Below are 22,668 nucleotides of genomic sequence, written 5' to 3' on the forward strand. Positions count from 1 at the left end.
GGACGGTCAGGTTCCTGCGCGGGAACGCTCGGCGATGCGCTGCTGGAGCAGCACGGCGACGACGATGATCACGCCCTTGGCGATGGCCTGGGCCGAGATGGACAGGTTGTTCTGCGTGAACACGTTGCTGAGCGTGGAGAAGATCAGGACGCCGAGGACGGTGCCGACGATGGTGCCGCGGCCGCCGATGAGCAGGGTGCCGCCGATGACCACGGCCGCGATGGCGTCGAGCTCGTAGAGCTGGCCGTTGGTCGAGCTGCCGGCGGTGGTGCGGCCGAGCATCATGACGCCGCCGATGCCCGCGGTCAGGCCGCACAGCGCGTAGAGGTACATCGTGTGGCGCTTGATCTTGATGCCCGCCAGCCGTGCGGCCTCGGGGTTGCCGCCGACCGCGATGGTCCGGCGCCCGAACGTGGTCCGGTTGAGCAGGATCCAGCCCGCGACGGACACCAGGACGAAGATCCACACGAGCATCGGCACCCCGAGGGGCGACGAGCGGGCGAAGTCGAGGAAGCCGTCGACCTCGACGATCTGGGTCTGCCGGTTGGCGATGATCTCCGCCAGGCCACGGGCCGCGACGAGCATCGCCAGGGTGGCGATGAACGCGACGACTTTTCCGTAGGCGATGAGGACGCCGTTGATCAGGCCGGCCCCGAGACCGACGCCGATCCCGCACAGGACGATGATGACCCAGTGCACGTCGTTGGCCATGGTCTGCGTCGCCAGGGTCGACGCCCACACCGACGCGAGGCCGATGACGGAGCCGACGGACAGGTCGATGCCGCCGCCCGTGATGACGAACGTCATCCCGATGCTGATCACCCCGACCACGGACGCGAGCCGCAGGATGGTGAGGACGTTGTCGATGCTGGCGAAGCGCTCGCCGGCGGTGATGACACCGAAGATGCACAGCGCCACCAGCGCGATCACCAGCCCGAGGTTGCGGCCGGTGGCTCCCTTGAGCAGCCCTCCCCGCTTCTCGCCGGGCTTGGCCACTCTCTCGATCCGGGCCGACTCGTCGGCGGCCGGGACGGTCACGTCCTGCTCGCTCACGCGGCACTTCCTTCCATGACGAGGTCGAGCACTCGGTGCTCGTCGATGCCGGACGCGGGTCCCTCGTGGACCACGCGCCCTTCGGAGATCACCAGGACGCGGTCGGACAGGCCGATCACCTCCGGGATGTCGCTGGACACGACCACGACGGCGGCGCCCTGGGCGGCGAGGTCGGCGATCAGGGCGTAGATCTCGGCCCGGGCGCCGACGTCGACGCCGCGGGTGGGCTCGTCGAGCAGCAGGACCCGGCAGCCGTGCACGAGCCAGCGCGCCAGCAGGACCTTCTGCTGGTTGCCGCCGGACAGCGTGCGGGCGCTGCGGTCGGGGTCCGACGGGCGGACGTCGAGCGACTCGATCTGCTCGCGCGCCACCTTGCGCTCGGCGCCCTCGTCGAGGAACGACGCGTTCGCGTTGCGCGCGAACGTCGAGAGCGTGATGTTGCGGTAGACCGGCTCGTCGAGGATCAGGCCCTGGCTCTTGCGCTCCTCCGGGCACAGGCCGATGCCGGCCGTGACCGCGTCGCTGACCGACCCGGCGCGCAGCCGGCGGTCCTCGACCTGGACGGTCCCGGCGGTCGCCTTGCGCGCCCCGAACACGGTCTCCAGGATCTCGGTGCGGCCCGAGCCGACGAGCCCGGCCAGCCCCACGACCTCGCCGGCACGGACCTCGAACGACACGTCGGTGAACGCCCCGCGCAGCGACAGGCCGTCGACGCTCAGCACGGTGGCGGCGTCGGCTGCGACGGTGTCGCGGGCGGGGATGGCGTACTCGACGCTGCGACCGGTCATGAGCTTGATGAGCTCCGCGGTGGGCGTGTCCGCGACCGGCAGCCCGGTGGCCACGGTCCGGCCGTCCTTGAGCACGGTGATCCGGTCGCCGATCTGCCGGATCTCGTCGAGCCGGTGGGAGATGTAGACCACGGCCACGCCGGCCGCGGTGAGCTCGCGGACCACGCGGAAGAGGTTGGTGACCTCCTCCGCGTCGAGGACCGCGGACGGCTCGTCCATGACGATGACCCGGGCGTCGTGCGACAGGGCGCGGGCCATGCTGACGATCTGCTTGCCGGCGGCCGAGAGCCGTCCGACCTCGCGGTGCGGGGACAGGTCGCCGTGGCCGAGGCGCTTGAGCAGGGCACGGGTGCTGGCGGTGGCCGCGCGGCGCTGCGAGAACCCGGCGGTGGCCAGCTCGTGGCCGAGGTAGATGTTCTCCGCGACGGAGAGCCCGTCGACGACGTCGAGCTCCTGGTACATCGTCGCGATGCCGAGCTTGAGACCCGCGACCGGGTGCGTGATGGTGACGGGCTTGCCGTCCAGGAGGATCTCGCCCTCGGTGGGCTGGTGGGCACCGGCGAGCACCTTGATGAGCGTGGACTTGCCGGCGCCGTTCTGGCCCAGGAGGCAGTGGACCTCGCCGGCCCGGATCTCCAGGTCGACACCGTCCAGCGCCCGGGCTCCCGGGAACTGCTTCACGATTCCGCGCATCTGCAGCAGCGGCGGGTCTTCTGTTCGGTCCGCATTGACCATGACCAGGAACGTAGGACCACTTCTGTCGCCGGTCAAGCAAAAGTCGCCACTCGTGTGGCACAGTTACACGAACGTGACCTACAGAAGGCGGAATGGTTCACTGTGCGCATGGACGAGCTACTGAAGTTCGCTCCTCGGCCGACGGGCGCCGGGGACATGTTCCAGCTCCTCCGTGACCGCCAGCCCCGGACCCGGTCCGACCTGGCCACGCTCACCGGGCAAGCGCGTTCCACGATCGCCGCCCGGGTGGATCTCCTCCTGTCGTCGGGATTCGTCGCGCCCGCGGGCGAGGCCAGCTCGACCGGCGGCCGACCGCCCGCCACCTTCGCGTTCAACCCCGCCGCCCGCGTCGTGCTGGCCGTCGACCTCGGCGCCACCCACTCGCGCCTCGCGCTGACCGACCTCGTGGGCACCGTCCTGGCCGAGCACCACGAGCCCATCGCCATCGCCGAGGGCCCCGGCCCCGTGCTCGACCGCGTCGTCGAGCTCGGCCTCGACCTGCTCAGCACCGCCGGCCGCCCCGTCAGCGACCTGGTCAGCGTCGGGGTGGGCCTGCCCGGCCCCGTCGAGCACTCGACCGGACGCCCCATCAACCCGCCGATCATGCCGGGCTGGGACGACGCCGACGTGCCCGGGCTCCTCGCCCGCAAGCTGCGCGTCCCCGTGCTCGTGGACAACGACGTCAACGTGATGGCCCTGGGCGAGCACACCTCCGAGTGGCCCGAGGTGGACCACCTCCTGTTCGTCAAGGTCGCCACCGGCATCGGCGCCGGGATCATCTCCGACGGCCAGATCCGCCGGGGCGCCCAGGGTGCCGCCGGCGACCTCGGGCACATCGCGGTGCCGGGCGGGCTCGACCTGCCGTGCCGCTGCGGCAACACCGGCTGCCTCGAGGCGGTCGCCAGCGGGCCGGCCATCGCGAACGCCCTGGCGAACGCCGCCACCAGCGCCGACGTCGTCGCGCTCGTGCGGGCCGGGGACCTCGACGCCAGCCGCGAGGTCCGGGCGGCCGGCCGGCACATCGGCGAGGTCCTCGCCGCCTGCGTGAGCATGCTGAACCCGTCCGTCATCGTCATCGGCGGCGTCGTGGCCGAGGCCGGGGAGCACCTGCTCGCCGGCATCCGCGAGGTCGTCTACCGCCGGTCCCTCCCGCTGGCCACGCAGCACCTGCGCATCGTCGCGTCCCGCACCAAGGGACGCGCCGGCGTGCTCGGAGCGAGCGCGATGGCCTCCGACCACGTCCTGTCCGCCGCTGCGATCGACGCCCTGATCAGCTAGGAGACCCCGTCGTGACCGAGCAACGTCGAGCCCTCGTCGTCCGCGGCGGGTGGGACGGGCACGCCCCCGAGGAAGCCGTCGACCTGTTCGTGCCGTTCCTGCGCGAGCACGACTTCGACGTCGTCGTCGAGGGCTCGCTCGAGGCCTACGCGGACGCCGAGCTCATGGCAGCCACCGACCTGGTGGTCCAGTGCTGGACCATGGGCGACATCCTGGCCGACGAGCTGCGCGGCCTGCGCACCGCCGTCGCCGCCGGCACCGGGTTCGCCGGTTGGCACGGCGGGATCGTCGACTCGTTCCGGGTCGCCACCGACTACCTCCAGCTCGTCGGCGCGCAGTTCGCCGCCCACCCCGGCGGCCCCCTGGTCGAGCACACCATCGAGATCACCGGGGACCACCCGATCGTCGAGGGGGTGCACGACTTCACGCTGCGGTCCGAGCAGTACTGGCTGCTGACCGACCCGCTCAACGACGTGCTGGCGACGACCACCATCACACCGGGCCCCGACGACCCGTGGCACCGGCCCGTCACCTCTCCCGCCGTCTGGACGCGCCGCTGGGGCGCCGGCCGCGTGTTCGTCTGCGCACCCGGGCACCTGCTGGCCGACCTCGAGGTGCCCGCGGTGCGGACGATCATCGAGCGCGGGCTGCTCTGGGCGTCCCGCTGAGTGATCGCACGGTGAGAACCGGTCCGCCGGTCGGGTAGGTTCGTCGCGCCAACGCCGGGGAGCTCGAGACAGTCGGGCTGAGAGGACGTGCCAGGACACCAGACGGTGTCAGCGCAGGTCGACCCGAGAACCTGAACTGGGTAATGCCAGCGGAGGGATGCGCCACCGAGCGCGGCGTGGGCGGTCGTGCCCGTCGCCGGGCCCCCGCCGTCGTCGTCCCCGGAGGGTGGACCTGTGCTGCGTGTGCCCGGTCCGACCACCCGGAGGAACACCGTGCTCGCACAGATCCAGGTCTCCCCCCGCCCGAGCGGGACCGACGACGACCGCTACGCCTACGTCGACGCCGCCATCGCGGTCATCCAGCAGTCCGGCCTCGTCTACGAGGTCGGCGCCATGGGCACCACCATCCAGGGCACGCCCGACCAGATCTGGCCGCTGCTGCGCGCCGTGCACGAGGCGACCGTGCTGGCGGGCGCGTCGGCGGTCTCCAGCGTGATCAAGGTCGGGCAGGGCAAGGACGACGCCGGACCGACGATCGCGGACCTCGTGGGCAAGTTCCGGGCCTGAGGCCGTGCACCGCTGGCGTCGTGTCGTCGCACCGGCGGTGGCCGGGCTCGTGCTGCTCGTCGGCTGGGAGGTCGGGGTGCGCCTGTCGGACCTCCCGGCATTCGTCCTGCCGCCGCCGTCGCAGGTCGCCCGCACCGCGGTCGAGGTCGCACCGCTGCTCGGCGACGACGTCGCCACCACCCTGACGGAAGCCGGCCTCGGCCTGCTCGTCGGGGCCGTCGTCGGGCTGCTGCTCGCGGTGCTCATCGCCGCGTTCCCGCTGGTCTCGGACACCGTCTACCCCCTGGTCACGCTGACGCAGACCGTGCCGACCGTCGTGCTCGCCCCGCTGCTCATCCTCTGGGCGGGGTTCGGGCTGCTCCCGAAGGTGGTGCTCGTCGCGCTCACGGCGTTCTTCCCGGTGCTCGTCGCCTCGGTGACCGCCATGGCCGCCGTCGACGCGGAGCACGCCGAGATGGTCGCCGGGCTCGGCGGCACGCGCCGGCACCAGTTCTGGCTCGTGCAGCTGCCCGCGTCGGTGCCCGGTGCGCTCGGTGGCCTGCGGGTCGCCGCGACGTACGCGATCGGCGCGGCCGTCGTCGCCGAGTACCTCGCCGGCCAGAGCGGCCTGGGCGTGTTCGTCCAACGCTCGCGCAAGGGCTACGAGGTCGACCAGATCCTCGTCGCCGTCGCCCTCGTGGCCGGTCTCACCGGCCTGCTGTTCCTGCTCGTCGACGGTCTCGCCCGCCTCGCCACCCCGTGGCAGCGGCCGTCGTCCACCCCTCGTCCTGGAAGGACCCCCGCATGAGAACACGTCTCGTCGCTGCTGCCGCCAGCCTCTCGCTGCTCACCGCCTGCACGGCCGTCGCCGCCGACCAACCGGCGCTCCGACCCGTGTCCGTCATCCTCGACTGGACGCCGAACACCAACCACTCCGGTCTCTACCTCGCGCAGGCGCGCGGCTACTTCGCCGACGCGGGGATCGACCTGACGATCGTCGAGCCCGGCGACACGTCCGGCCTGCAGCTGCTCGCCGCGGGCAAGGCCGACTTCGCGTTCTCCGTGGCCGAGGGCCTCGTGCCCGCACGGGAGCAGGGCGCCGAGGTCGTCTCGGTGGCGACCGTCATCCAGCACAACACCTCCAGCCTGATCTCCCTGACCGAGTCCGGCATCACCCGGCCCCGGGACCTGGCGGGCCACTCCTACGGCTCGTACGGCTCGGAGCTCGAGGAGGCTCTCATCCGCACGCTCGTCGAGTGCGACGGCGGCGACCCGGACGCCGTCGAGCTCACCCCGCTGTCGAGCGACGACTTCCGGATCGGCCTGACGGAGCACCAGTTCGACACCGCGTGGGTCTTCGACGCGTGGGACACCATCCGGCTCGGCCAGATCGACGGGCTGGACGTGTCGACGATCCCGTTCCTCGAGCACACCGACTGCATCCCCGACTGGTACACGCCGCTCGTCGCGACCTCCCAGCAGCACCTCGACGACGACCCCGAGCTGGTCCGCGAGTTCCTCGCCGCGCTCACCCACGGGTACGAGGACGCCATCGCCGAGCCGCAGGCCGCCGCCGACGCGATCCACGAGGCCGCCCCCGAGATCGACGAGGAGCTGCTCGCCCTCAGCGCGCAGTGGCTCGCGCCCCGCTACACCGACGACCCCGAGCACTGGGGCGTCCAGGAGGCGACGGTGTGGGACGACTTCGTCGGCTTCCTGCAGGACAACGACCTCGCCGGGGCGGACTTCGACACGGATGCGGCATGGACCGATGACTTCCTCCCTGTCGACTGAGGCGCCGCCGACCTCGACCCCGGCGCTCGAGGTCGCCGGACTGACGGTGACGTTCCCGGGCGCGCGGGAGGTGGTCGCCCTCCAGGACGTCGACCTGCAGGTACGCGTCGGTGAGTTCGTGGCGGTCGTGGGCCCGTCCGGCTGCGGCAAGTCCACGCTCCTGCGCGTCCTGGCGGGACTGACGCCGGCGGGCGCTCGCGTGAGCGGCCGGACGACGGTCGGCCCGGCCACGGCCTGGATGCCGCAGCGGGACGGGCTGCTCCCGTGGCGCCGGGCGCTGCCGAACGCCCTGGTCGGCGCCCGCATCGCCGGCCAGGACCGGGCGACCGCCGACGCCCGGGCGCGCGAGCTGTTCGACGAGTTCGGGTTGACGGGCTTCGAGCGGGCCTGGACGCACGAGCTGTCCGGCGGCATGCGCCAGCGCCTCGCCCTGCTCCGGACCTGCCTGCCCGGGCGCCCGGTGCTGCTGCTCGACGAGCCGTTCGGCGCGCTCGACGCGATCACCCGACGCCGCATGAACGCGTGGCTGGCAGGTGTCGACCTCGCCGGTCACGGGCGCGCGGTGGTGCTGGTCACGCACGACGTCGACGAGGCGCTGCTGCTCGCGGACCGCGTGGTGGTGCTCTCGGACCGGCCCGGTCGCGTGGTCCTCGACCTCAGAGTGCCGCGGGACGGGACGGACGGGGCGCGCCGCTCGCTGCTGGAGGCGCTCGACCCGGAGGGCACATCATGACGTCCCCGCGTTGACGGTCGGCCGCTCGGCGCGCAGAGCCGTGCCCACGACGAGGCCGAGAGCGGCGACACCCGCCCCCACGAAGAGCGCGGTGCGGGTGTCGCCGACCGTCGAGAGCACGGCCACGCCGAGCGCACCACCGATCGCGAACGACGTGTCCGCGAACCCGGCCGCCAGTCCCGCGTCGGCGACCGCCACCCCCGAGACGGCGGCGATCTGCGCGCTCACGAAGGCGGCGCCGAGGCCCGCGCCGAACACGACCAGGCCGACGACGGGCGCCGGCGTCGTGAGCGCGACGCAGCCGACCGCGAGCAGGACCGTCCCGGCCACCGCCACGGCCCGCACCCCGACCCGGGTGACCACCGCCTGCCCGGCGAAGGACCCGAGCACCGAGGCGCCGGTCAGGGCGGCGGTCGTCAGCCCGAACTGCACGGGGGAGGTGCGCGACTCGTCCGCGCCGAGCGCCAGCACCAGCAGGACCCCGTCCACGCACATCCCGGCCACCAGCAGCAGGACGTTCCCGGCGACGAGCCGCCGTGACCGCACCACCCGCCACGGGACGAGCGGCGCGACGGCTCGACGCTCGACCAGGACGAAGGCCGCCATCAGGAGGCCCGCGACCACCAGTGCCGCCCAGGACGCCTCCGTGATCGCCAGGACGAGGAGCACGAGGGACGCCGTCACGGTCAGCGCGCCCGCCAGGTCGAACGAGCGCGGGCCGTCCGGCCTCCCGGTGTCCTTCGGGAGCAGGCTCCGCGACGCTGCCAGCAGCAGGGCGCCGACGGGCAGGTTGACCAGGAAGATCCACTGCCAGCCCCACAGCTGGGTGATCGGCCCGCCCAGCAGCAGCCCCGCCGTCCCCCCGACCCCGCCGATCCCGCCCCAGATCCCGAGCGCCCGGTTGCGCTCGGGACCGGGCTCGAACGTCGCGAGCACCAGCGACAGCGCGGTCGGGGCCATGATCGCCGCGCCGGCCCCCTGCAGGACGCGTGCGCCGACGAGGACGGACGGCTCGACCGCCGACCCGCACACCACCGACGCCGCCGTGAAGATCGCGATGCCGAGCAGGAACACCCGGCGGCGGCCGAGCAGGTCCGCGACCCGCCCCCCGAACAGCAGGAGCCCGCCGAACGTCACGAGGTAGGCGCTGAGCACCCACTGCACGTCCCCGGGCGCGAACGCGAGCTCGTCCGCGATCGACGGCAGCGCCACGTAGACGATCGTGCTGTCGAGGACGACGACGAAGAACGCCGTGCCGAGAACTCCCAGGGTCCGCGTCCGATGCATGTTGCACAGTAGGACTGACTAGTTAGGAATAACAACCGTCTAGTATGGATCCATGACGCGTTCGTACGACGACGGCTGCGGGATCGCCCACGCGCTCGACCTGGTCGGGGAACGGTGGGCGCTGCTCGTCGTCCGGGAGCTGCTCCTCGGGCCCAAGCGGTTCACCGACCTGCGCGCGGGCCTGCCGGGGGTCAGCGCGAACATCCTGAGCCAACGCCTGCGCGAGCTCGAGGCCGAAGGGATCGTCGAGCGGACCACGCTCCCGCCACCCGCAGCAGCGGCCGTCTACGCGCTGACCGCCCGCGGCGCCGAGCTCGAGCCCGTCGTCCTGGCCCTCGGCGCCTGGGGCGTGCGCTCCCCCACGCTGCCCCGCGACGCCCACCTCGGCGTGGACTCGGTGATCCTGTCGCTCGCGGCGCAGCTCACCCGTACCGACCCGCCCGCGACCTACGAGCTGCGGCTGGGCGCCTACCGGTTCGCGGTCCGGCTGCACGACGGCACCATCGACGTCTCGCGCGGACCTGCCGAGCGCCCGGCCGCCGTCATCTCGACCACTGCGCGCACCCTGGACGCGGTCGTGTCCGGGGACCGCACGCTCACCGACGCCGTCGCGTCGGGCGAGGCGACCGTCGACGGCGACGAGGACGCCGCCGCCCGCTTCGCCACCTACTTCGCACCGGCGTGACCGCGGCGCTCGCGGACGACCTCCCGCTCGCCGGTCCGGCGCCGTTCCCGGTGGAGGGACGCTCCGCGGCGTGCTGCCCGCCGGTCTAGCGGCGCTCTCGGTAGACGTACCGCTCCGCAGGCTGGAACCCGAGCGCCGTGTACAGCGCTCCGGCTGCCGTGTTGTCCGCCTCGACCTGCAGGAACGCGCGACGGGCTCCTCGCCGGATCCCTTCGTCGAGCGCGCGCTCGGTGAGGAACCGGCCGAGCCCGTGGCGGCGAGCAGCGTGGGTGACCACGAGGCACGACACCGCCACCCAGTCCTCCGCGAACGCGGCGCGGATGACGCCGACCAGGCCCGTGGCGTCCGACGCCCCGAGGTAGACGGCGGGCGCTCCTCCGAGCACGGCACGGGCCATCCGCAGGCTCTCCTCGTCGGCCTGCGACGCGGCTCCCGTGGCGTGCAGCCTGGCCTTCGAGCCGGACCACACCGCGAGCCACGCGTCGTCGGGGCGGTCGGCGACGGACACGCGCACCGGCCCGGCGCCCGTGCGGACGCTGCCGTGCCGAGGCTCGATCCCGTCGAGCTCCCGCACCAGCACGTCGGTCCGGGACATCACCGCGTAGTCGCGCAGCGCGAGCAGGCCGTCCAGGCCGCGCGGCGACGCGCGGCACACGCGCACGATCGACGGCTGCCCGTGCTCCGCGTAGAGCTCCTCGACCCGGTCGAGCGTTGCTGTGACGTCGGGCGGCGTGCCGAGCGGCAGGACGCTGTTGGCGCGGCGGGTCAGCCCACCGGACAGGCCGACCCGCCAGCCGTCCACGTCGACCACGCGCGCCGGTGGCCACGTCGCGAGCTCGACCAGCGCCCCTGGCGCGTCCGGCGGGGTCCAGGTGTGCACACGCAGGTGCACCTCGACGTGGCCCCAGTCGCGCTCGGGCACCGCGACGAAGCCGAGCCGCTTGTACAGGCGCTGGGCGGCCTCCATCGAGTCGAGCGTCGACAGCACCACCCGTGTCGCACCGCGCGCCACCGCCTCGCGCAGCGCCGCCGCCATCAGGAGCTCGGCGATGCCTCGACGCCGCGCCTCGGGCGCGACCGCGAGCATCCGGATCTCGAGCTCCCCCGGCTCCGCGACCTCGGCGTACGACGTGCCGTAGGGCGCGAGCGTGACGGTGCCGACGACCACCAGGTCGTCGTCGTCGCGGTCGTTCGCGCCGTCGCCCTCGCCCGGCGGGACCAGCGCGACCAGCAGCGTCGCCTCCCGCGACCGCCGCTCGGCGTCGCGCAGCTCGTCGGCGTAGGACTCCTCGGCTCCGACGAGCCGGTCAGCCAGGTACGCCTCGGCGGTCAGGGCTCCGGCGTCGGCCACCTGCGACCCGACCGCCACGCGGACCACCGCACCGGTCACGCCGAGGCACCCGGTGCGTCGTCGGCAGCGTCCGTCGGCCCGTCGTCGGCCGGAGCGTCCCCCACGCCTGCCGGCCCCTCCGCCAGCAGCCGCTCGAACCCGGCCTCGTCCAGGATCCGGAGCCCGAGCTCGCGGGCCTTGGTCTCCTTCGAGCCCGCGTTCTCGCCGACCACCACATAGTCCGTCTTCTTGGAGACGGACCCGGCCGACTTGCCGCCGCGCGCCAGGATCGCCTCCTTCGCGCCGTCCCGGCTGAACCGCTCCAGCCCGCCGGTGACGACCACGGTCAGCCCTTCGAGGGTGCGCGGCGCGGACTCGTCCCGCTCCTCCTGCATCCGCACACCCGCCGCGGCCCACTTCTCGACGATGGCCGCATGCCACTTGTCGTCCTCGCCCGGCTGCTGGAACCAGGCCACCACCGCCGAGGCGATCGTCGGACCGACACCTTCGGCTGCCCCGATCTCCTCCTCCGTCGCGGTCGCGATCGCCGGGATCGACGCGAAGTGCTGGGCGAGCGCCCGCGCAGCGGTCGGGCCGACGTGCCGGATGGACAGCGCCACGATCACCCGCCACAGCGCGGCCTGCTTCGCCTTCTCCAGGTTGCCCAGCAGTGCCGCACCGGTCGCGTTCAGGTCCCCCGCCTCGCGCACCGCCCCGGCCACCTTGGAGCGGGCCGACAGCGTGAACAGCGGCACCTTGCGCAGCGCGTCGGCGTCGAGCGCGAACAGGTCGCCCTCGTCCGTGACCACCCCGGCGGTCAGGAGCGCGCTCGCCGCCTCCCAGCCGAGCGCCTCGATGTCGAACGCGCCGCGCGACGCGACGTGGAACAGCCGCTCGCGCAGCTGCGACGGGCACGACCGCTGGTTGGGGCAGCGGATGTCGACGTCGCCCTCCTTCGCGGGCGCCAGCGGGGTGCCGCACGACGGGCACTCCGTGGGCATGACGAACGCACGCTCCGTGCCGTCGCGCAGGTCGACCACCGGACCGACGATCTCCGGGATCACGTCACCCGCCTTGCGCAGCACCACCGTGTCCCCGATGAGCACGCCCTTGCGCGCCACCTCGCTCGCGTTGTGCAGCGTCGCCATCTCGACGGTCGACCCCGACACGAACACGGGCTCCATCACGCCGTACGGCGTCACGCGCCCGGTGCGCCCGACGTTCACGCGGATGTCGAGGAGCTTGGTGTTCACCTCCTCGGGCGGGTACTTGTACGCGATCGCCCAGCGGGGTGCCCGGCTCGTGGACCCGAGCCGGCGCTGCAAGGCGATCTCGTCGACCTTCATGACGATGCCGTCGATCTCGTGCTCCACGTCGTGCCGGTGCTCGCCGTAGTACGCGATCATCTCCCGCACCCCGTCGAGCCCTTCGACGACGCGCGTGTGCCCCGAGACCGGGATGCCCCAGCCGGCCAGCAGGTCGTAGACCTGCGACTGCCGCTCGATGCCCGTGCCCTGCCCGGCGCCCCAGACCAGCGCGCCGATGCCGTGCGCGTACATCCGCAGGTCCCGCGACGCCGTGACCCGCGGGTCCTTCTGCCGCAGCGAGCCGGCGGCCGCGTTGCGCGGGTTGGCGAACGGGCTCTTGCCCGCCTCCACCTGCGACGCGTTGAGCTCGGCGAACGCTGCGACCGGCAGGAACACCTCGCCCCGGATCTCGATGCGCTCCGGGTGCGTGGCCGGGTCTCCCGCGAGCACGTCCGGGATCGTCGAGATGGTGCGGACGTTGAGGGTCACGTCCTCGCCGGTGCGCCCGTCGCCGCGCGTCGCCGCCCGGACCAGCCGCCCCTTCTCGTACAGCAGCGCGATGGCCAGCCCGTCGATCTTCAGCTCGCACAGGTAGTGGATCGCCGCGGACGACTCCAGGTCCCGGTGCAGCCGTCCCGCCCAGGTGGTGATGTCCTCGTCGGAGAACGCGTTGTCGAGCGAGAGCATCCGCTCGACGTGCTGGACCGACGCGAACTCCGTCGAGAACGTGCCGCCCACCCGCTGCGTCGGCGAGTCGGGCGTCCGCAGCCCCGGGTGCTCGTCCTCCAGCGCCTGCAGCTCCCGCAGCCGCTCGTCGTACTCCTTGTCCGAGGAGACGGGCGCGTCGCGGATGTAGTACGCGAACTGGTCCGCCTCGATCAGCGCGGCCAGCTCGGCCCAGCGGTGCCGGGCGTCGGCGGGGATCTCCCGGGCAGCGGCAGGGTCGTCGATCTCGTTGCTCACGGCCCCATCATGTCGCGCAGGACCGACACGGCGCCCGCACCACGCGTCGGGGGGCGTTGCCGCTAGACCTGCCGGCGCCGACGTCCCGTGATCAGCAGGGTCCCGCACACCAGCACCCCGCCGACGGCGAGCGCCGCACCGGTGGCGAACAGCGGGACGGACGCGGCGGCCACGACGACCTCGGTCGGCTCGCCGTCGACGTCCCACGTGCAGATGGCCTGCGGCGGGACGAGGGCGTAGCGCACGGTCGCGTCGTCGGTGCCGGCGGCGTAGGCCTCGACGCACGGGTCGGGGTCGTCGTTCGTGGCGGTCAGCGTGGTCACGCCGATGCCGGTGTAGCAGACGACGAGCAGCACCATCCCGACGATCGCCGCCCCGGACCCGATCAGCAGCGCCAGGGCGCGCCTCACGCTCGGCTGTGCAGCCACCGTCATGCCTCCGCTCGTTCGGCCACGACCCGCGCGGCGCGGACCAGCCCGGCCAGCACGGCGCGGGCGTCGTCCGGGCTGCCCGTCCCGGTGATGTCGCCGGCGAGGAGCACGACGTCGCGCAGCCCCGCCATCGGCAGCCCCACGGACCGCCACGGCCGGGTGAGTGAATCGGCCTGGCCGGCCACGTCGGGCCCGGCGCACTGCGAGGACGCCTGTGGCGCGAGCTCGGGCCAGAACGCGAGCCCGCCCTCGATCACCTCGGCGACCTTCTCCCAGCTGCGCTCGTCGAGCGAGGGCACCGCGAGCGCGAACCCGTCCACCTGCGCCGCGCGGATCGCGCCGAGCGAGGTCCACGCGGTGCCGCCGTGCACGATCACGCGGGCACCGTCCGCACCGCGAGCCACCTCGCCGATGCGCTCGGCCGCCACGGGACCGGGGACGGACCGCAGCGCGGAGTAGCCCGAGAACGACGGGAGCACGCCCGCCATGACCTGCGCGAGCAGGGGCTCGTGCAGCAGCACCGTGGGCTCGGCACCGGGGACGGAGCGGCGGACCGCGGCGAGGTGCTCGGCGAGCCCGGCGGCCAGCGACGCGGCGAGCTCGCGGACGGCGCCGGCGTCGGAGACCACCCGGTCGCCGCGGGAGAGGTAGAGGGAGGCCGCCAGGGTCATCGGGCCGAGCACGGGCACGACGAGCGGTCCGGTCCAGCCGTGCCCGGCGACGGCGAGCGCGTCGACGTCCTCCCGCACGTACGCCTGCGCGCGGGCGAGGTCACGGCTGGGCCGGTCGGCGAGCTTCCAGCCGTGCGGGCCCAGCTCGGTGGGCAGCTCCGCGAGCAGGGCCGCGGCGCGGCCGACCCGGTCGGCCCACGGGCCGCGCTCGGCGAGCGTCACCGTGAACGGGAGGCCGGCCACCTCGGAGGGGGTGTCGACGAGGTCGCCGACGACGACGGTCTGCGCCTCGAGCACGTCCAGGCCGGGCCACGGCCCGGTGCCGGTGACGCCCGGTCGACCGCCGCTCACCTGACGAGACCAGAGGTGGCGCCCGATGAGCGGAGCGCGGCGGTCACGGTGGCCTGGCCCAGCACGCGCGTGCCGTCGTAGAGCACGGCCGACTGCCCGGGCGCGACCCCGCGCAGGGCACCGGCCTGGTCCAGCGCGATCTCGACGACCCCGTCCTGGACGGTGGCGTGCGCCGGCACCGCGTCGCCGTGCGCGCGCACCTGCAGCGCACAGGGGAACGAACCGTCCGCCTCGGCGAACCAGACCGCACGGTCGGCCTGCACGGCCTGCACGGCCAGCTCGTCGGCGGACCCGACGACCACCCGGTTGTCGACCGGCTCGACCGACAGCACGTACCGAGGCTTGCCGTCGGCGGCGGGGCGACCGATCGAGAGGCCCTTGCGCTGCCCCACGGTGAACGCGTACGCCCCGTCGTGCTGCCCGAGCACGACGCCGGAGCCGTCGACGATCTCGCCGGGCTGGGACCCGAGCCGCGAGCGCAGGAAGCCCTGGGTGTCCCCGTCGGCGACGAAGCAGATGTCGTAGGAGTCCGGCTTGGCGGACACGGACAGCCCGCGGGCGGCCGCCTCGGCGCGGGTCTCCTCCTTGGTGGCGACGTCGCCGAGCGGGAACATCGACCGCGCCAGGCGCTCGGGGCCCATGACGGCGAGCACGTAGGACTGGTCCTTGGCCAGGTCCCGGGCGCGGTGCAGCTCCCGGGTGCCGTCGGGACGGGTCTCGATGCGGGCGTAGTGGCCGGTGCAGACCGCGTCGAACCCGAGGGCGACGGCCTTGTCCAGCAGCGTGGCGAACTTGATGTGCTCGTTGCAGCGGACGCACGGGTTCGGGGTGCGGCCGGCCTCGTACTCGGCGACGAAGTCCGCGACGACCGTCTCCTCGAACCGCTCGGACAGGTCCCACACGTAGTACGGGATGCCCAGCACGTCGGCGGCGCGGCGGGCGTCTCCGGCGTCCTCGATCGAGCAGCACCCGCGCGAGCCGGTGCGGAACTGGTCGCGCGTGCGGGACAGGGCCATGTGCACGCCGACGACGTCGTGCCCCGCGTCGACCGCACGTGCTGCGGCGACCGCGGAGTCGACACCGCCCGACAGGGCGGCGAGCACGCGCATCAGCGCACCGTCCCGACGGTCGCGAGCCCGGCGGCGCGCGCCCGGTCGACGACACCGGGCAGGGCCGCGAGCAGCGCGTCGACGTCGGCGGCGGTCGACGGGTGCCCGAGGCTGAACCGCAGCGCACCGCGTGCGGCGACCTCGTCGACCCCCATCGCCAGCAGGACGTGGCTGGGCCGGGGCACGCCCGCCTGGCAGGCGGACCCGGTGGACGCCTCGATCCCGGCGGAGTCGAGGAGGTACAGCAGCGAGTCGCCCTCACAGCCCGGGAACGTGAAGTGGGCGTTGGCGGGCAGCCGCCGGGAGGTGTCGCGCGGTCCGCGCAGCACGGCGTCGGGGACCACGTCCTGGACCCCGGTGACGAGCGTGTCGCGGAGGGCACCCACCCGGACGGCGAAGTCCTCGCGGCCGCCGACCGACTCCTCGACCGCCAGCCCGAACGACGCGAGCAGCGCGGCGTCGAGGGTGCCCGACCGCACCCCCCGCTCCTGCCCTCCGCCGTGCAGGACGGGCGTCAGGTCGAGCCCGCGCCGGGCCAGGAGGGCACCGGCGCCGCCGGGGCCGCCCACCTTGTGCGCGCTCACGGTCATCGCGTCGAGCCCCGACGCACCGAAGTCGACAGGCACCTGCCCGACGGCCTGCACCGCGTCGGCGTGCACCGGCACCCCGTACCGGCGCGCGAGCGCGACCACGTCGTCGAGCGGCTGCAGGGTGCCGACCTCGTTGTTCGCCCACATCACCGAGAGGAGCGCCACCTGGTCACCGCTGCGCTCCAGCTCCTCGCGCAGCGCGTCGACCTCGACGACCCCGTCGCCGTCGACGGGCAGGAGCACGAGCTCGGCACCGGCGTGCTCGGCCATCCAGAATGCCGGGTCCAGCACCGCGTGGTGCTCCACGGCGGACACCAGCAGCCGTCTGCGCTGCTTGTCCTCGTTGCGCCGGGCCCAGAACATCCCCTTGATCGCGAGGTTGTCCGCCTCGGTGCCGCCCGAGGTCCAGACGACCTCGCTGGGCCGTGCGCCGAGGGCCGCGGCGAGCCGCTCACGGGCCTCCTCGACGACGCGGCGGGCCGCCCGACCCGACGCGTGCAGGGACGAGGGGTTGCCGGTGCGCACGAGCTGCTCGGCGAGCACCCGCGCGGCCTCCGGGAGCATGGGCGTGGTCGCCGCATGGTCGAGATACACGCTCATCGGCTCCAGTCTACGAACGACCTCCACACTTCCCGACCGCGCGCCCCGTGGGATCACCCTCCGAGGGCCGCTCACGAACTGGCAGGATGTGCCGCGTGAGTGCCGACGACGTCATCGCCCTCCCGCTCGCCTTCAGCGGCCAGCGGCTGGACTGGCGCGACCTCCCCCGGCACGTGCGGGCCCGGATCGCCGAGCTGGCAGGCGCTCAGGTCACCGCGGAGATCAGCGCCACCAGCGGGTTCAGCCCCGGGTTCGCCGCCGTGCTCGAGCTCGCCGACGGGCGCGGTGTCTTCGTGAAGGCCGTGTCCGGCGAGCAGAACCCGGTCTCCCCTGACCTCGCCCGCGCCGAGATCCGGGTGTCCCGCGCGCTGCCGCCGCAGGTCCCCGCGCCGCGGCTGCTCTGGACCTCCGACGACGGCGACTGGGTGATCCTCGGGTTCGAGGTCGTGCACGGTCGCTCCCCGGAGCTGCCGTGGCGGCCCGAGGACCTGCGCGCCGTCGCCGACGCCGTGGGAGCGCTCGCAGACGCGGAGCCGCTGCCCGGGCACTCGCTGCCGCGCACGGACGACCAGCTCGCCGAGGACTTCACCGGCTGGCGCAAGCTGCACGCCCTCGACCGCGACGCGCAGGTGCGGTACGCGGACCTGGCGGGCGACATCGGCCGGTGGGCGCTCGACAACGTCGAGCAGCTGGTCCGCTGGGAGCAGGAGTCGCTGCGGGTGTGCGCCGGCGACTCCCTCGTGCACGGTGACCTGCGCGCCGACAACGTGATGATCGACCCCGACCACCAGCACCGGGTCTGGCTCATCGACTGGCCGCACGCGAGCGTCGGTGCGCCCTGGCTCGACCTGGCGTTCATGCTGCCCAGCGTCGCGCTCCAGGGCGGCGGTGACCCGGCGACCCTCTTCCGGGAGCACGCCGTGTCGGACGGGGTGCACGACGACGACCTGCGGGCAGGCCTGGCGGGGTTGTCCGGCTACTTCGCGTGGAGCTCGCGTCAGCCGGCACCGCTCGGCATCCCGAACCTGCGCCGGTTCCAGGCCGCGCAGGGCGTCGCGACGGTGCGCTGGCTGCGCGACCTGTCCTGACGCGGCGCGGCCGACGGGCGGGCGACGCGCTCGTCAGGCCGGGTCGCGAGGTTCGTCGGACTGCAGCTTCTGCTCCCGGTCGCGCAGCTGCGCCTCCCAGTCCTTGAGCATCTTCTCGTGCTTGTCGTCCGACGAGCGCATGCCGGCCAGGAACTCCGGGTCGTCGTCCGGGGACGACCGGCGCGGCCGCTCGTACTCGGGGAACCCGGCGGTCTGGGTCGACGGCCACGGGACGTTCCGTCGGGGCCGGTGCTCAGGACGGCCGGCGACGAGCCACGCGACCCCGCCCGCGATCGGCACCAGGATGATGACGAACACCCAGGTGGTCTTCGAGAGGTTCCGCGGGACGTCGGTCTGGATGCAGTCGATCAGGCAGTAGACCAGCAGGGCGATCTCGATCAGGAACGGCAGGTAGCGGATCACGGGACTCCTCGGGCACCCCTGCCCGGCGGGTGTCAGCCGGGACCGACGGGCACGCTAGCGGAGCGGGCCTGCACGTGTCCGGGGTTCGGTTGCCCTGCCGACGCGATCACCCGGACGGACCAGCGGCGCACCCGATGCGCGCATCAGCCCTTGAGTCGGCGGATCTCCGCGGCGGCCTGCGGGACGACGGTGAAGAGGTCGCCGACGACGCCGAAGTCCGCGATCTCGAAGATCGGGGCGTCGGGGTCGGAGTTGATCGCGACGATCGTGCCGGACGCCTGCATGCCGCCGCGGTGGTGCACGGCACCGGACACCCCGACGCCGACGTAGAGCCGCGGCGCGATGGTGACGCCGGTCTGGCCGATCTGCGCGTCGTGCCCGATCCAACCCTCGTCGGTGGCGACGCGTGTGGCGCCGACCGCACCGCCGACCACGTCCGCCAGCTCCTCGACGACCGAGAAGTCGCCCTCGGTGCCGCGGCCGCCGACCACGACGACGCTGGCGCTGCCGAGGTCCGGCCGACCGCTCGCGGGCCGCTCGACCCGCTCGACCAGGGTCACCCGACGGGCCTTCTCGCTGACCGCGACGGCGTGCTCGCCGATCTGCGGCGCGGGTGCGCCGGCGACCGTCGACGGCACGACGGAGTTCGACTTGAGCGCGACGACCGCCAGTGGCGCGGTGACGGCGCACGACGTGGTCCACGTGCCGGCGAACACGGTCTTGCTGGCGACGTACCTGCCGTCGACGACCGCGAGGCCGTCGGCGTCGGTGACGACACCGGCTCCGGTGCTGACCGCGAGGCGCGCCACCGCCTCCTTGTTCTCGAAGGAGGAGACGACCAGCAGCAGCCCGGCCCCGGTGGCGTCGAGGAGCGAGGCCAGGGCCTCGGCGAGCACGGCGGACAGGTGCGGGTCCGCGTCGACGACGACCCGGTGCACGTGCGTGGCGCCCAGCGCACCGAGCTCCGCGACGACCTCGGCGGACGGCTCGACGCCGTCGACGGTCCACGCGGCATGCACCCCGGCGCCGCCCGCGAGCTCGCGGGCGAGCGTCAGGAGCTCCCGGACGGGGGCGCGGACGGCTCCGTCCACGGTGTGGTCGACGAGCACGAGCACGGGTGCGGTCACAGCGGCGATCCTTCGGGTCGGGACGTCAGACGAGCTGGTTGTCGACGAGGTACGCGGCGAGGCGGACCCCGGCGTCGCCCGTGTCCTGCACGAGCACGCGGTTGTCGCGCGGCGGCCGGGCGGCGGCCTCGAGCACCTCGGTGCGGGCGCCCGCGGTGCCGACGCGCGAGGCGTCGACGTCGAGGTCCGCGAGCGTCAGGGTGGTGATCGGCTTCTTGCGGGCCGCCATGATGCCCTTGAAGTTGGGGTAGCGCGGCTCGTTGGCCTGGTCCGTGACCGACACCAGGGCCGGCAGCGTCGCCTCGAGCACCTCGGTGGCGTGGTCGAGGTTGCGCCGCACCCGCACCGTGGACCCGTCGACGGTCAGCTCGGCGGCGAGCGGCAGCGCGGGCAGGTCGAGCAGCTCCGCGAGGGCGGTCGGCAGCAGGGACGTGAGCCCGTCCAGGCCGGCCATGCCGGTGACGACCAGGTCCACGTGCTCCTGGGCGTCCAGGTGGCGGATCGCGGCGGCGAGCACCCGCGCGGTGCCGATCACGTCGGAGCCGGCGACGGCGTCGTCGACCACGTGGACCGCGTCCTCGGCGCCCATCTGCAGGCCGCGGCGGACGGCGTCCACGGCGTCGTCGGGGCCCACGGTCAGGGCCACGACAGACCCACCGGCCGCCTCGACGAGCGCGAGCGCCGCCTCGAGGGCGTTCTCGTCCAGCTCGTTCAGCGTCCCGTCCCCGCCGTCGCGGACCACGCGACCGTCGGGGCCCAGGGCCCGCTCGGACTGGATGTCAGGGACATGCTTCACGCAGACGACGATCCTCACCCGCGGAACGTTACCTCCCGCCCCGGACCCGGCGGACAAGCGGTCCAGGACGGGAGACACCCGACACGTGTGGGCTTGTTCCCCCACAATGTGCGGGTGACCCCGCCCTCCCCCCACCGGCGAGCGCCACGTCTCGGTGTCCACGTCACCGACGCGGGCGCCGACGTCGCCGTCTACGCCGCGCACGCCACGGCCGTGGACCTGTGCCTGTTCGACGGGGCCGTCGAGCGCCGGATCCCCCTCGGTCCCCCGGTGCACGGGGTCTTCAGCACCTTCGTGCCCGGCGTCCGCGCCGGCCAGCGGTACGGCTTCCGCGCGCACGGACCGTGGGAGCCCGCGGCCGGCCACCGGTACAACCCCGCGAAGCTGCTCGTCGACCCGTACGCGCGTGGGCTCGACGGCGAGGTCGCGCACACGCCCGAGACGTACGGCCACCTCGTCGGCCCGGACCTCGCCGGCGACCCGTACGGGCCCGCGGACCCTCGCGACTCCGCGGGCCACGTCCCGTACTCCGTCGTCGTCGACACCCGCGACCTGCCCGGACCGGACCCGGCCGCGAACCGCCCGTGGACACCGTGGTCGCGCACCGTCGTCTACGAGGCGCACGTCCGCGGCCTGACCCAGCTGGACGACCGGCTGCCCGAGGAGCTGCGCGGGACGTACGCCGGCCTGGCGCACCCCGCGGTCGTCGACCACCTGCTCGGGCTGGGCGTCACCGCGGTCGAGCTGCTGCCCGTGCACGCGTTCTCCTCCGAGCCGCACCTCGTCGAGAAGGGCCTGACCAACTACTGGGGCTACAGCACGCTCGGCTTCTTCGCCCCGCACGCGGACTTCGCGACGGCCGCCGCCCGGGCAGCCGGCCCGGCCGCGGTGCTCGCGGAGCTGCGCGGCGCGGTCCACGCGCTGCACGAGGCCGGCCTCGAGGTGCTGCTCGACGTCGTCTACAACCACACGTGCGAGGGCGGGCTGCCCGGTCAGCACCTGTCCTGGCGCGGCCTCGACAACGCCACGTACTACGCGCACGACGGCGGTGCGCCTGCCACGCTCGCGGACGTCACCGGCACGGGGAACACGCTCGACTTCCGCCGGGCAGAGGTGGTCCGGATGACCCTCGACTCGCTGCGCTACTGGGCGGACGTCGTGGGGGTCGACGGGTTCCGCTTCGACCTGGCCGTGACCCTCGGCCGGGGCCCGAGCGGCTTCTCGCCCGACCACCCCACGCTCGTCGCGATGGCCACCGAGCCCTCGCTGCACGGGCTCAAGCTCGTCGCCGAACCGTGGGACGTCGGACCCGGTGGGTGGCGGACCGGGCAGTTCCCGGTCCCGTTCGCCGAGTGGAACGACCGCTTCCGCAACGCGGCCCGCTCGTTCTGGCTCGCCGACCCCGGCCGCGCCGCGCACGGTCTGCCGGGCCACCGCGTCCGGGACCTGGCCACCCGCCTGGCGGGGTCCGTCGACCTGTTCGGGCACAGCGACCCACCGCTGGTCCGCGGGCCGGTCGCGTCGGTCAACTACGTCACGGCCCACGACGGGTTCACGCTCGCGGACCTGGTGGCCTACGACCACAAGCACAACGCGGCGAACGGCGAGCACAACCGCGACGGCAGCGACGACAACCGCTCCTGGAACCACGGGATCGAGGGCCACGTCGGACCGGACTCCCCCGCGGTCGACATCGTGCCTCTGCGCCGACGGTCCATCCGCAACCTGTTCGCCACCCTCGTGCTCGCCGCTGGGACGCCGATGATCACGGCCGGCGACGAGATGGGCCGCACCCAGCAGGGCAACAACAACGCGTACTGCCAGGACAACGAGATCTCCTGGGTGCGCTGGGACGTGACGCCGTGGCGCGCCGACCTGCTCGCGACCGCCCGCTGGCTCCTGCTGCTGCGTCGCGAGCACCCGGCACTGCGCTCGGAGCGGTTCTACTCCGGCCGCCCGTACGTGCCGGGCAAGCGGCCGGACCTCGCCTGGTTCGACGCGCTCGGCGTCGCGTTCGACCACGACCGGTGGCACGACTCGACCATCCGCACGCTGCAGATGGTCCGGACCGCCCCGCCGCCCGAGAACGACACGGTGCTGCTGGTCATCAACGGGTCGCTCGACGCCGTGCACCTCGTCCTCGCCGACGACCACGGCGGTCGGTGGCGGCTCGCGTGGGACTCGGTCTGGGAGAACCCGGCGGAGGAGCGGGCGGCGGCGATCGAGGGCAGCCTGCACGCCGAACCGGGTGAGGCGACGGTCGTGGAGGCGCTGAGCATGCGGGTGTACGTCCTGGACTGACCGCGCGTACGGTC

At 73.8% G+C, this 22,668-nt stretch carries 21 protein-coding genes; 9 read left to right on the forward strand and 12 right to left on the reverse strand.

All coding sequences use genetic code 11. The features are described from left to right. Positions 1-6: 6 nt before the first annotated feature. Together CTE05_RS11060 and CTE05_RS11065 are read right to left on the reverse strand one after the other, a co-directional pair. Positions 7-1,053 carry an ABC transporter permease gene (locus CTE05_RS11060; protein WP_146846178.1) on the reverse strand — a complete coding sequence of 349 codons (1,047 nt, stop codon included), beginning with the start codon at positions 1,051-1,053 and terminating at the stop codon, positions 7-9. Beyond that, complete coding sequence (locus tag CTE05_RS11065) at positions 1,050-2,534, reverse strand: sugar ABC transporter ATP-binding protein (RefSeq protein ID WP_246123537.1); 1,485 nt, start codon at positions 2,532-2,534, stop codon at positions 1,050-1,052. Before CTE05_RS11065 ends, CTE05_RS11060 begins: the two co-directional genes overlap by 4 nt. Before the next feature lie 150 nt (positions 2,535-2,684). Here CTE05_RS11065 and CTE05_RS11070 point away from each other — a divergent pair, with 150 nt between their 5' ends. The 6 genes from CTE05_RS11070 to CTE05_RS11095 all read left to right on the forward strand — a co-directional run bounded on the left by CTE05_RS11070 (position 2,685) and on the right by CTE05_RS11095 (position 7,595). Further along, positions 2,685-3,854 carry an ROK family protein gene (locus CTE05_RS11070; protein ID WP_146846179.1) on the forward strand — a complete coding sequence of 390 codons (1,170 nt, stop codon included), beginning with the start codon at positions 2,685-2,687 and terminating at the stop codon, positions 3,852-3,854. Between the two features lie 11 nt (positions 3,855-3,865). Continuing rightward, positions 3,866-4,522, forward strand: a complete 657-nt coding sequence (locus tag CTE05_RS11075) for a ThuA domain-containing protein (RefSeq protein WP_146846180.1) — start codon at positions 3,866-3,868, stop codon at positions 4,520-4,522. Between the two features lie 273 nt (positions 4,523-4,795). After that, the gene (locus tag CTE05_RS11080) at positions 4,796-5,089 is read left to right on the forward strand and encodes a thiamine-binding protein (RefSeq protein ID WP_146846220.1); all 294 of its coding nucleotides are present in this window, start codon (positions 4,796-4,798) and stop codon (positions 5,087-5,089) included. Between the two features lie 4 nt (positions 5,090-5,093). Beyond that, on the forward strand, positions 5,094-5,876 hold the full coding sequence (locus CTE05_RS11085; protein ID WP_146846181.1) for an ABC transporter permease: 783 nt from the start codon (positions 5,094-5,096) through the stop codon (positions 5,874-5,876). Further along, complete coding sequence (locus CTE05_RS11090; RefSeq protein ID WP_146846182.1) at positions 5,873-6,862, forward strand: ABC transporter substrate-binding protein; 990 nt, start codon at positions 5,873-5,875, stop codon at positions 6,860-6,862. The genes CTE05_RS11085 and CTE05_RS11090 overlap by 4 nt, the downstream gene beginning before the upstream one ends. After that, positions 6,840-7,595 carry an ABC transporter ATP-binding protein gene (locus tag CTE05_RS11095; RefSeq protein ID WP_146846183.1) on the forward strand — a complete coding sequence of 252 codons (756 nt, stop codon included), beginning with the start codon at positions 6,840-6,842 and terminating at the stop codon, positions 7,593-7,595. The genes CTE05_RS11090 and CTE05_RS11095 overlap by 23 nt, the downstream gene beginning before the upstream one ends. Here the strand turns inward: CTE05_RS11095 and CTE05_RS11100 are convergent. After that, complete coding sequence (locus tag CTE05_RS11100; protein ID WP_146846184.1) at positions 7,590-8,882, reverse strand: MFS transporter; 1,293 nt, start codon at positions 8,880-8,882, stop codon at positions 7,590-7,592. The two genes, CTE05_RS11095 and CTE05_RS11100, sit on opposite strands and share 6 nt — an antisense overlap. 52 nt (positions 8,883-8,934) lie before the next feature. On the opposite strand from CTE05_RS11100, the gene CTE05_RS11105 reads away from it, so the two are divergent. Then, a complete protein-coding gene (locus tag CTE05_RS11105) occupies positions 8,935-9,567 on the forward strand; it encodes a winged helix-turn-helix transcriptional regulator (RefSeq protein ID WP_146846185.1) in 633 nt (210 codons plus the stop codon). Between the two features lie 85 nt (positions 9,568-9,652). Here the strand turns inward: CTE05_RS11105 and CTE05_RS11110 are convergent, their stop codons facing one another. The 6 genes from CTE05_RS11110 to CTE05_RS11135 form a co-directional block, all read right to left on the reverse strand. Next, on the reverse strand, positions 9,653-10,957 hold the full coding sequence (locus tag CTE05_RS11110) for a GNAT family N-acetyltransferase (protein WP_146846186.1): 1,305 nt from the start codon (positions 10,955-10,957) through the stop codon (positions 9,653-9,655). After that, a complete protein-coding gene (ligA, locus tag CTE05_RS11115; RefSeq protein ID WP_186814830.1) occupies positions 10,954-13,167 on the reverse strand; it encodes an NAD-dependent DNA ligase LigA in 2,214 nt (737 codons plus the stop codon). The genes CTE05_RS11110 and ligA overlap by 4 nt, the downstream gene beginning before the upstream one ends. Before the next feature lie 62 nt (positions 13,168-13,229). Then, on the reverse strand, positions 13,230-13,601 hold the full coding sequence (locus tag CTE05_RS11120) for a hypothetical protein (protein ID WP_146846187.1): 372 nt from the start codon (positions 13,599-13,601) through the stop codon (positions 13,230-13,232). After that, positions 13,598-14,620, reverse strand: a complete 1,023-nt coding sequence (locus tag CTE05_RS11125; RefSeq protein WP_146846188.1) for a uroporphyrinogen decarboxylase/cobalamine-independent methonine synthase family protein — start codon at positions 14,618-14,620, stop codon at positions 13,598-13,600. Before CTE05_RS11125 ends, CTE05_RS11120 begins: the two co-directional genes overlap by 4 nt. Then, positions 14,617-15,729, reverse strand: a complete 1,113-nt coding sequence (gene mnmA / locus CTE05_RS11130) for a tRNA 2-thiouridine(34) synthase MnmA (RefSeq protein WP_146846189.1) — start codon at positions 15,727-15,729, stop codon at positions 14,617-14,619. Before mnmA ends, CTE05_RS11125 begins: the two co-directional genes overlap by 4 nt. Next, on the reverse strand, positions 15,729-16,919 hold the full coding sequence (locus CTE05_RS11135; protein WP_146846190.1) for a cysteine desulfurase family protein: 1,191 nt from the start codon (positions 16,917-16,919) through the stop codon (positions 15,729-15,731). The genes mnmA and CTE05_RS11135 overlap by 1 nt, the downstream gene beginning before the upstream one ends. 86 nt (positions 16,920-17,005) lie before the next feature. On the opposite strand from CTE05_RS11135, the gene CTE05_RS11140 reads away from it, so the two are divergent. Continuing rightward, complete coding sequence (locus CTE05_RS11140) at positions 17,006-18,007, forward strand: phosphotransferase family protein (protein WP_246123539.1); 1,002 nt, start codon at positions 17,006-17,008, stop codon at positions 18,005-18,007. Positions 18,008-18,040: 33 nt separating this feature from the next. On the opposite strand, the gene CTE05_RS11145 is transcribed toward CTE05_RS11140, so the two are convergent. The 3 genes from CTE05_RS11145 to CTE05_RS11155 all read right to left on the reverse strand — a co-directional run bounded on the left by CTE05_RS11145 (position 18,041) and on the right by CTE05_RS11155 (position 20,371). Then, on the reverse strand, positions 18,041-18,430 hold the full coding sequence (locus tag CTE05_RS11145; protein ID WP_146846192.1) for a PLD nuclease N-terminal domain-containing protein: 390 nt from the start codon (positions 18,428-18,430) through the stop codon (positions 18,041-18,043). Between the two features lie 143 nt (positions 18,431-18,573). Then, positions 18,574-19,557: an electron transfer flavoprotein subunit alpha/FixB family protein gene (locus CTE05_RS11150; RefSeq protein ID WP_146846193.1), complete on the reverse strand. Its 984-nt coding sequence runs from the start codon at positions 19,555-19,557 to the stop codon at positions 18,574-18,576. Positions 19,558-19,582: 25 nt separating this feature from the next. Then, complete coding sequence (locus CTE05_RS11155) at positions 19,583-20,371, reverse strand: electron transfer flavoprotein subunit beta/FixA family protein (protein WP_146846194.1); 789 nt, start codon at positions 20,369-20,371, stop codon at positions 19,583-19,585. Between the two features lie 96 nt (positions 20,372-20,467). Here CTE05_RS11155 and glgX point away from each other — a divergent pair, with 96 nt between their 5' ends. Beyond that, positions 20,468-22,654 (forward strand): glycogen debranching protein GlgX, encoded by a 2,187-nt coding sequence (gene glgX / locus CTE05_RS11160; RefSeq protein WP_246123541.1) that lies wholly within the window; start codon positions 20,468-20,470, stop codon positions 22,652-22,654. Positions 22,655-22,668 lie beyond the last annotated feature (14 nt).

The organism is Cellulomonas terrae (assembly GCF_007990265.1).
GTDB classification, from domain to species: domain Bacteria; phylum Actinomycetota; class Actinomycetes; order Actinomycetales; family Cellulomonadaceae; genus Cellulomonas; species Cellulomonas terrae.

What these genes read in the sequence shown, in the direction of transcription:
- CTE05_RS11065 (WP_246123537.1), bottom strand. Translation starts at nt 2,534, where the DNA reads ATGCGCGGAATCGTGAAGCAGTTCCCGGGAGCCCGGGCGCTGGACGGT.
- CTE05_RS11070 (WP_146846179.1), top strand. Translation starts at nt 2,685, where the DNA reads ATGGACGAGCTACTGAAGTTCGCTCCTCGGCCGACGGGCGCCGGGGAC.
- CTE05_RS11090 (WP_146846182.1), top strand. Translation starts at nt 5,873, where the DNA reads ATGAGAACACGTCTCGTCGCTGCTGCCGCCAGCCTCTCGCTGCTCACC.
- CTE05_RS11095 (WP_146846183.1), top strand. Translation starts at nt 6,840, where the DNA reads ATGACTTCCTCCCTGTCGACTGAGGCGCCGCCGACCTCGACCCCGGCG.
- CTE05_RS11100 (WP_146846184.1), bottom strand. Translation starts at nt 8,882, where the DNA reads ATGCATCGGACGCGGACCCTGGGAGTTCTCGGCACGGCGTTCTTCGTC.
- CTE05_RS11105 (WP_146846185.1), top strand. Translation starts at nt 8,935, where the DNA reads ATGACGCGTTCGTACGACGACGGCTGCGGGATCGCCCACGCGCTCGAC.
- CTE05_RS11120 (WP_146846187.1), bottom strand. Translation starts at nt 13,601, where the DNA reads ATGACGGTGGCTGCACAGCCGAGCGTGAGGCGCGCCCTGGCGCTGCTG.
- mnmA (WP_146846189.1), bottom strand. Translation starts at nt 15,729, where the DNA reads ATGCGCGTGCTCGCCGCCCTGTCGGGCGGTGTCGACTCCGCGGTCGCC.
- CTE05_RS11135 (WP_146846190.1), bottom strand. Translation starts at nt 16,919, where the DNA reads ATGAGCGTGTATCTCGACCATGCGGCGACCACGCCCATGCTCCCGGAG.
- CTE05_RS11140 (WP_246123539.1), top strand. Translation starts at nt 17,006, where the DNA reads ATGTGCCGCGTGAGTGCCGACGACGTCATCGCCCTCCCGCTCGCCTTC.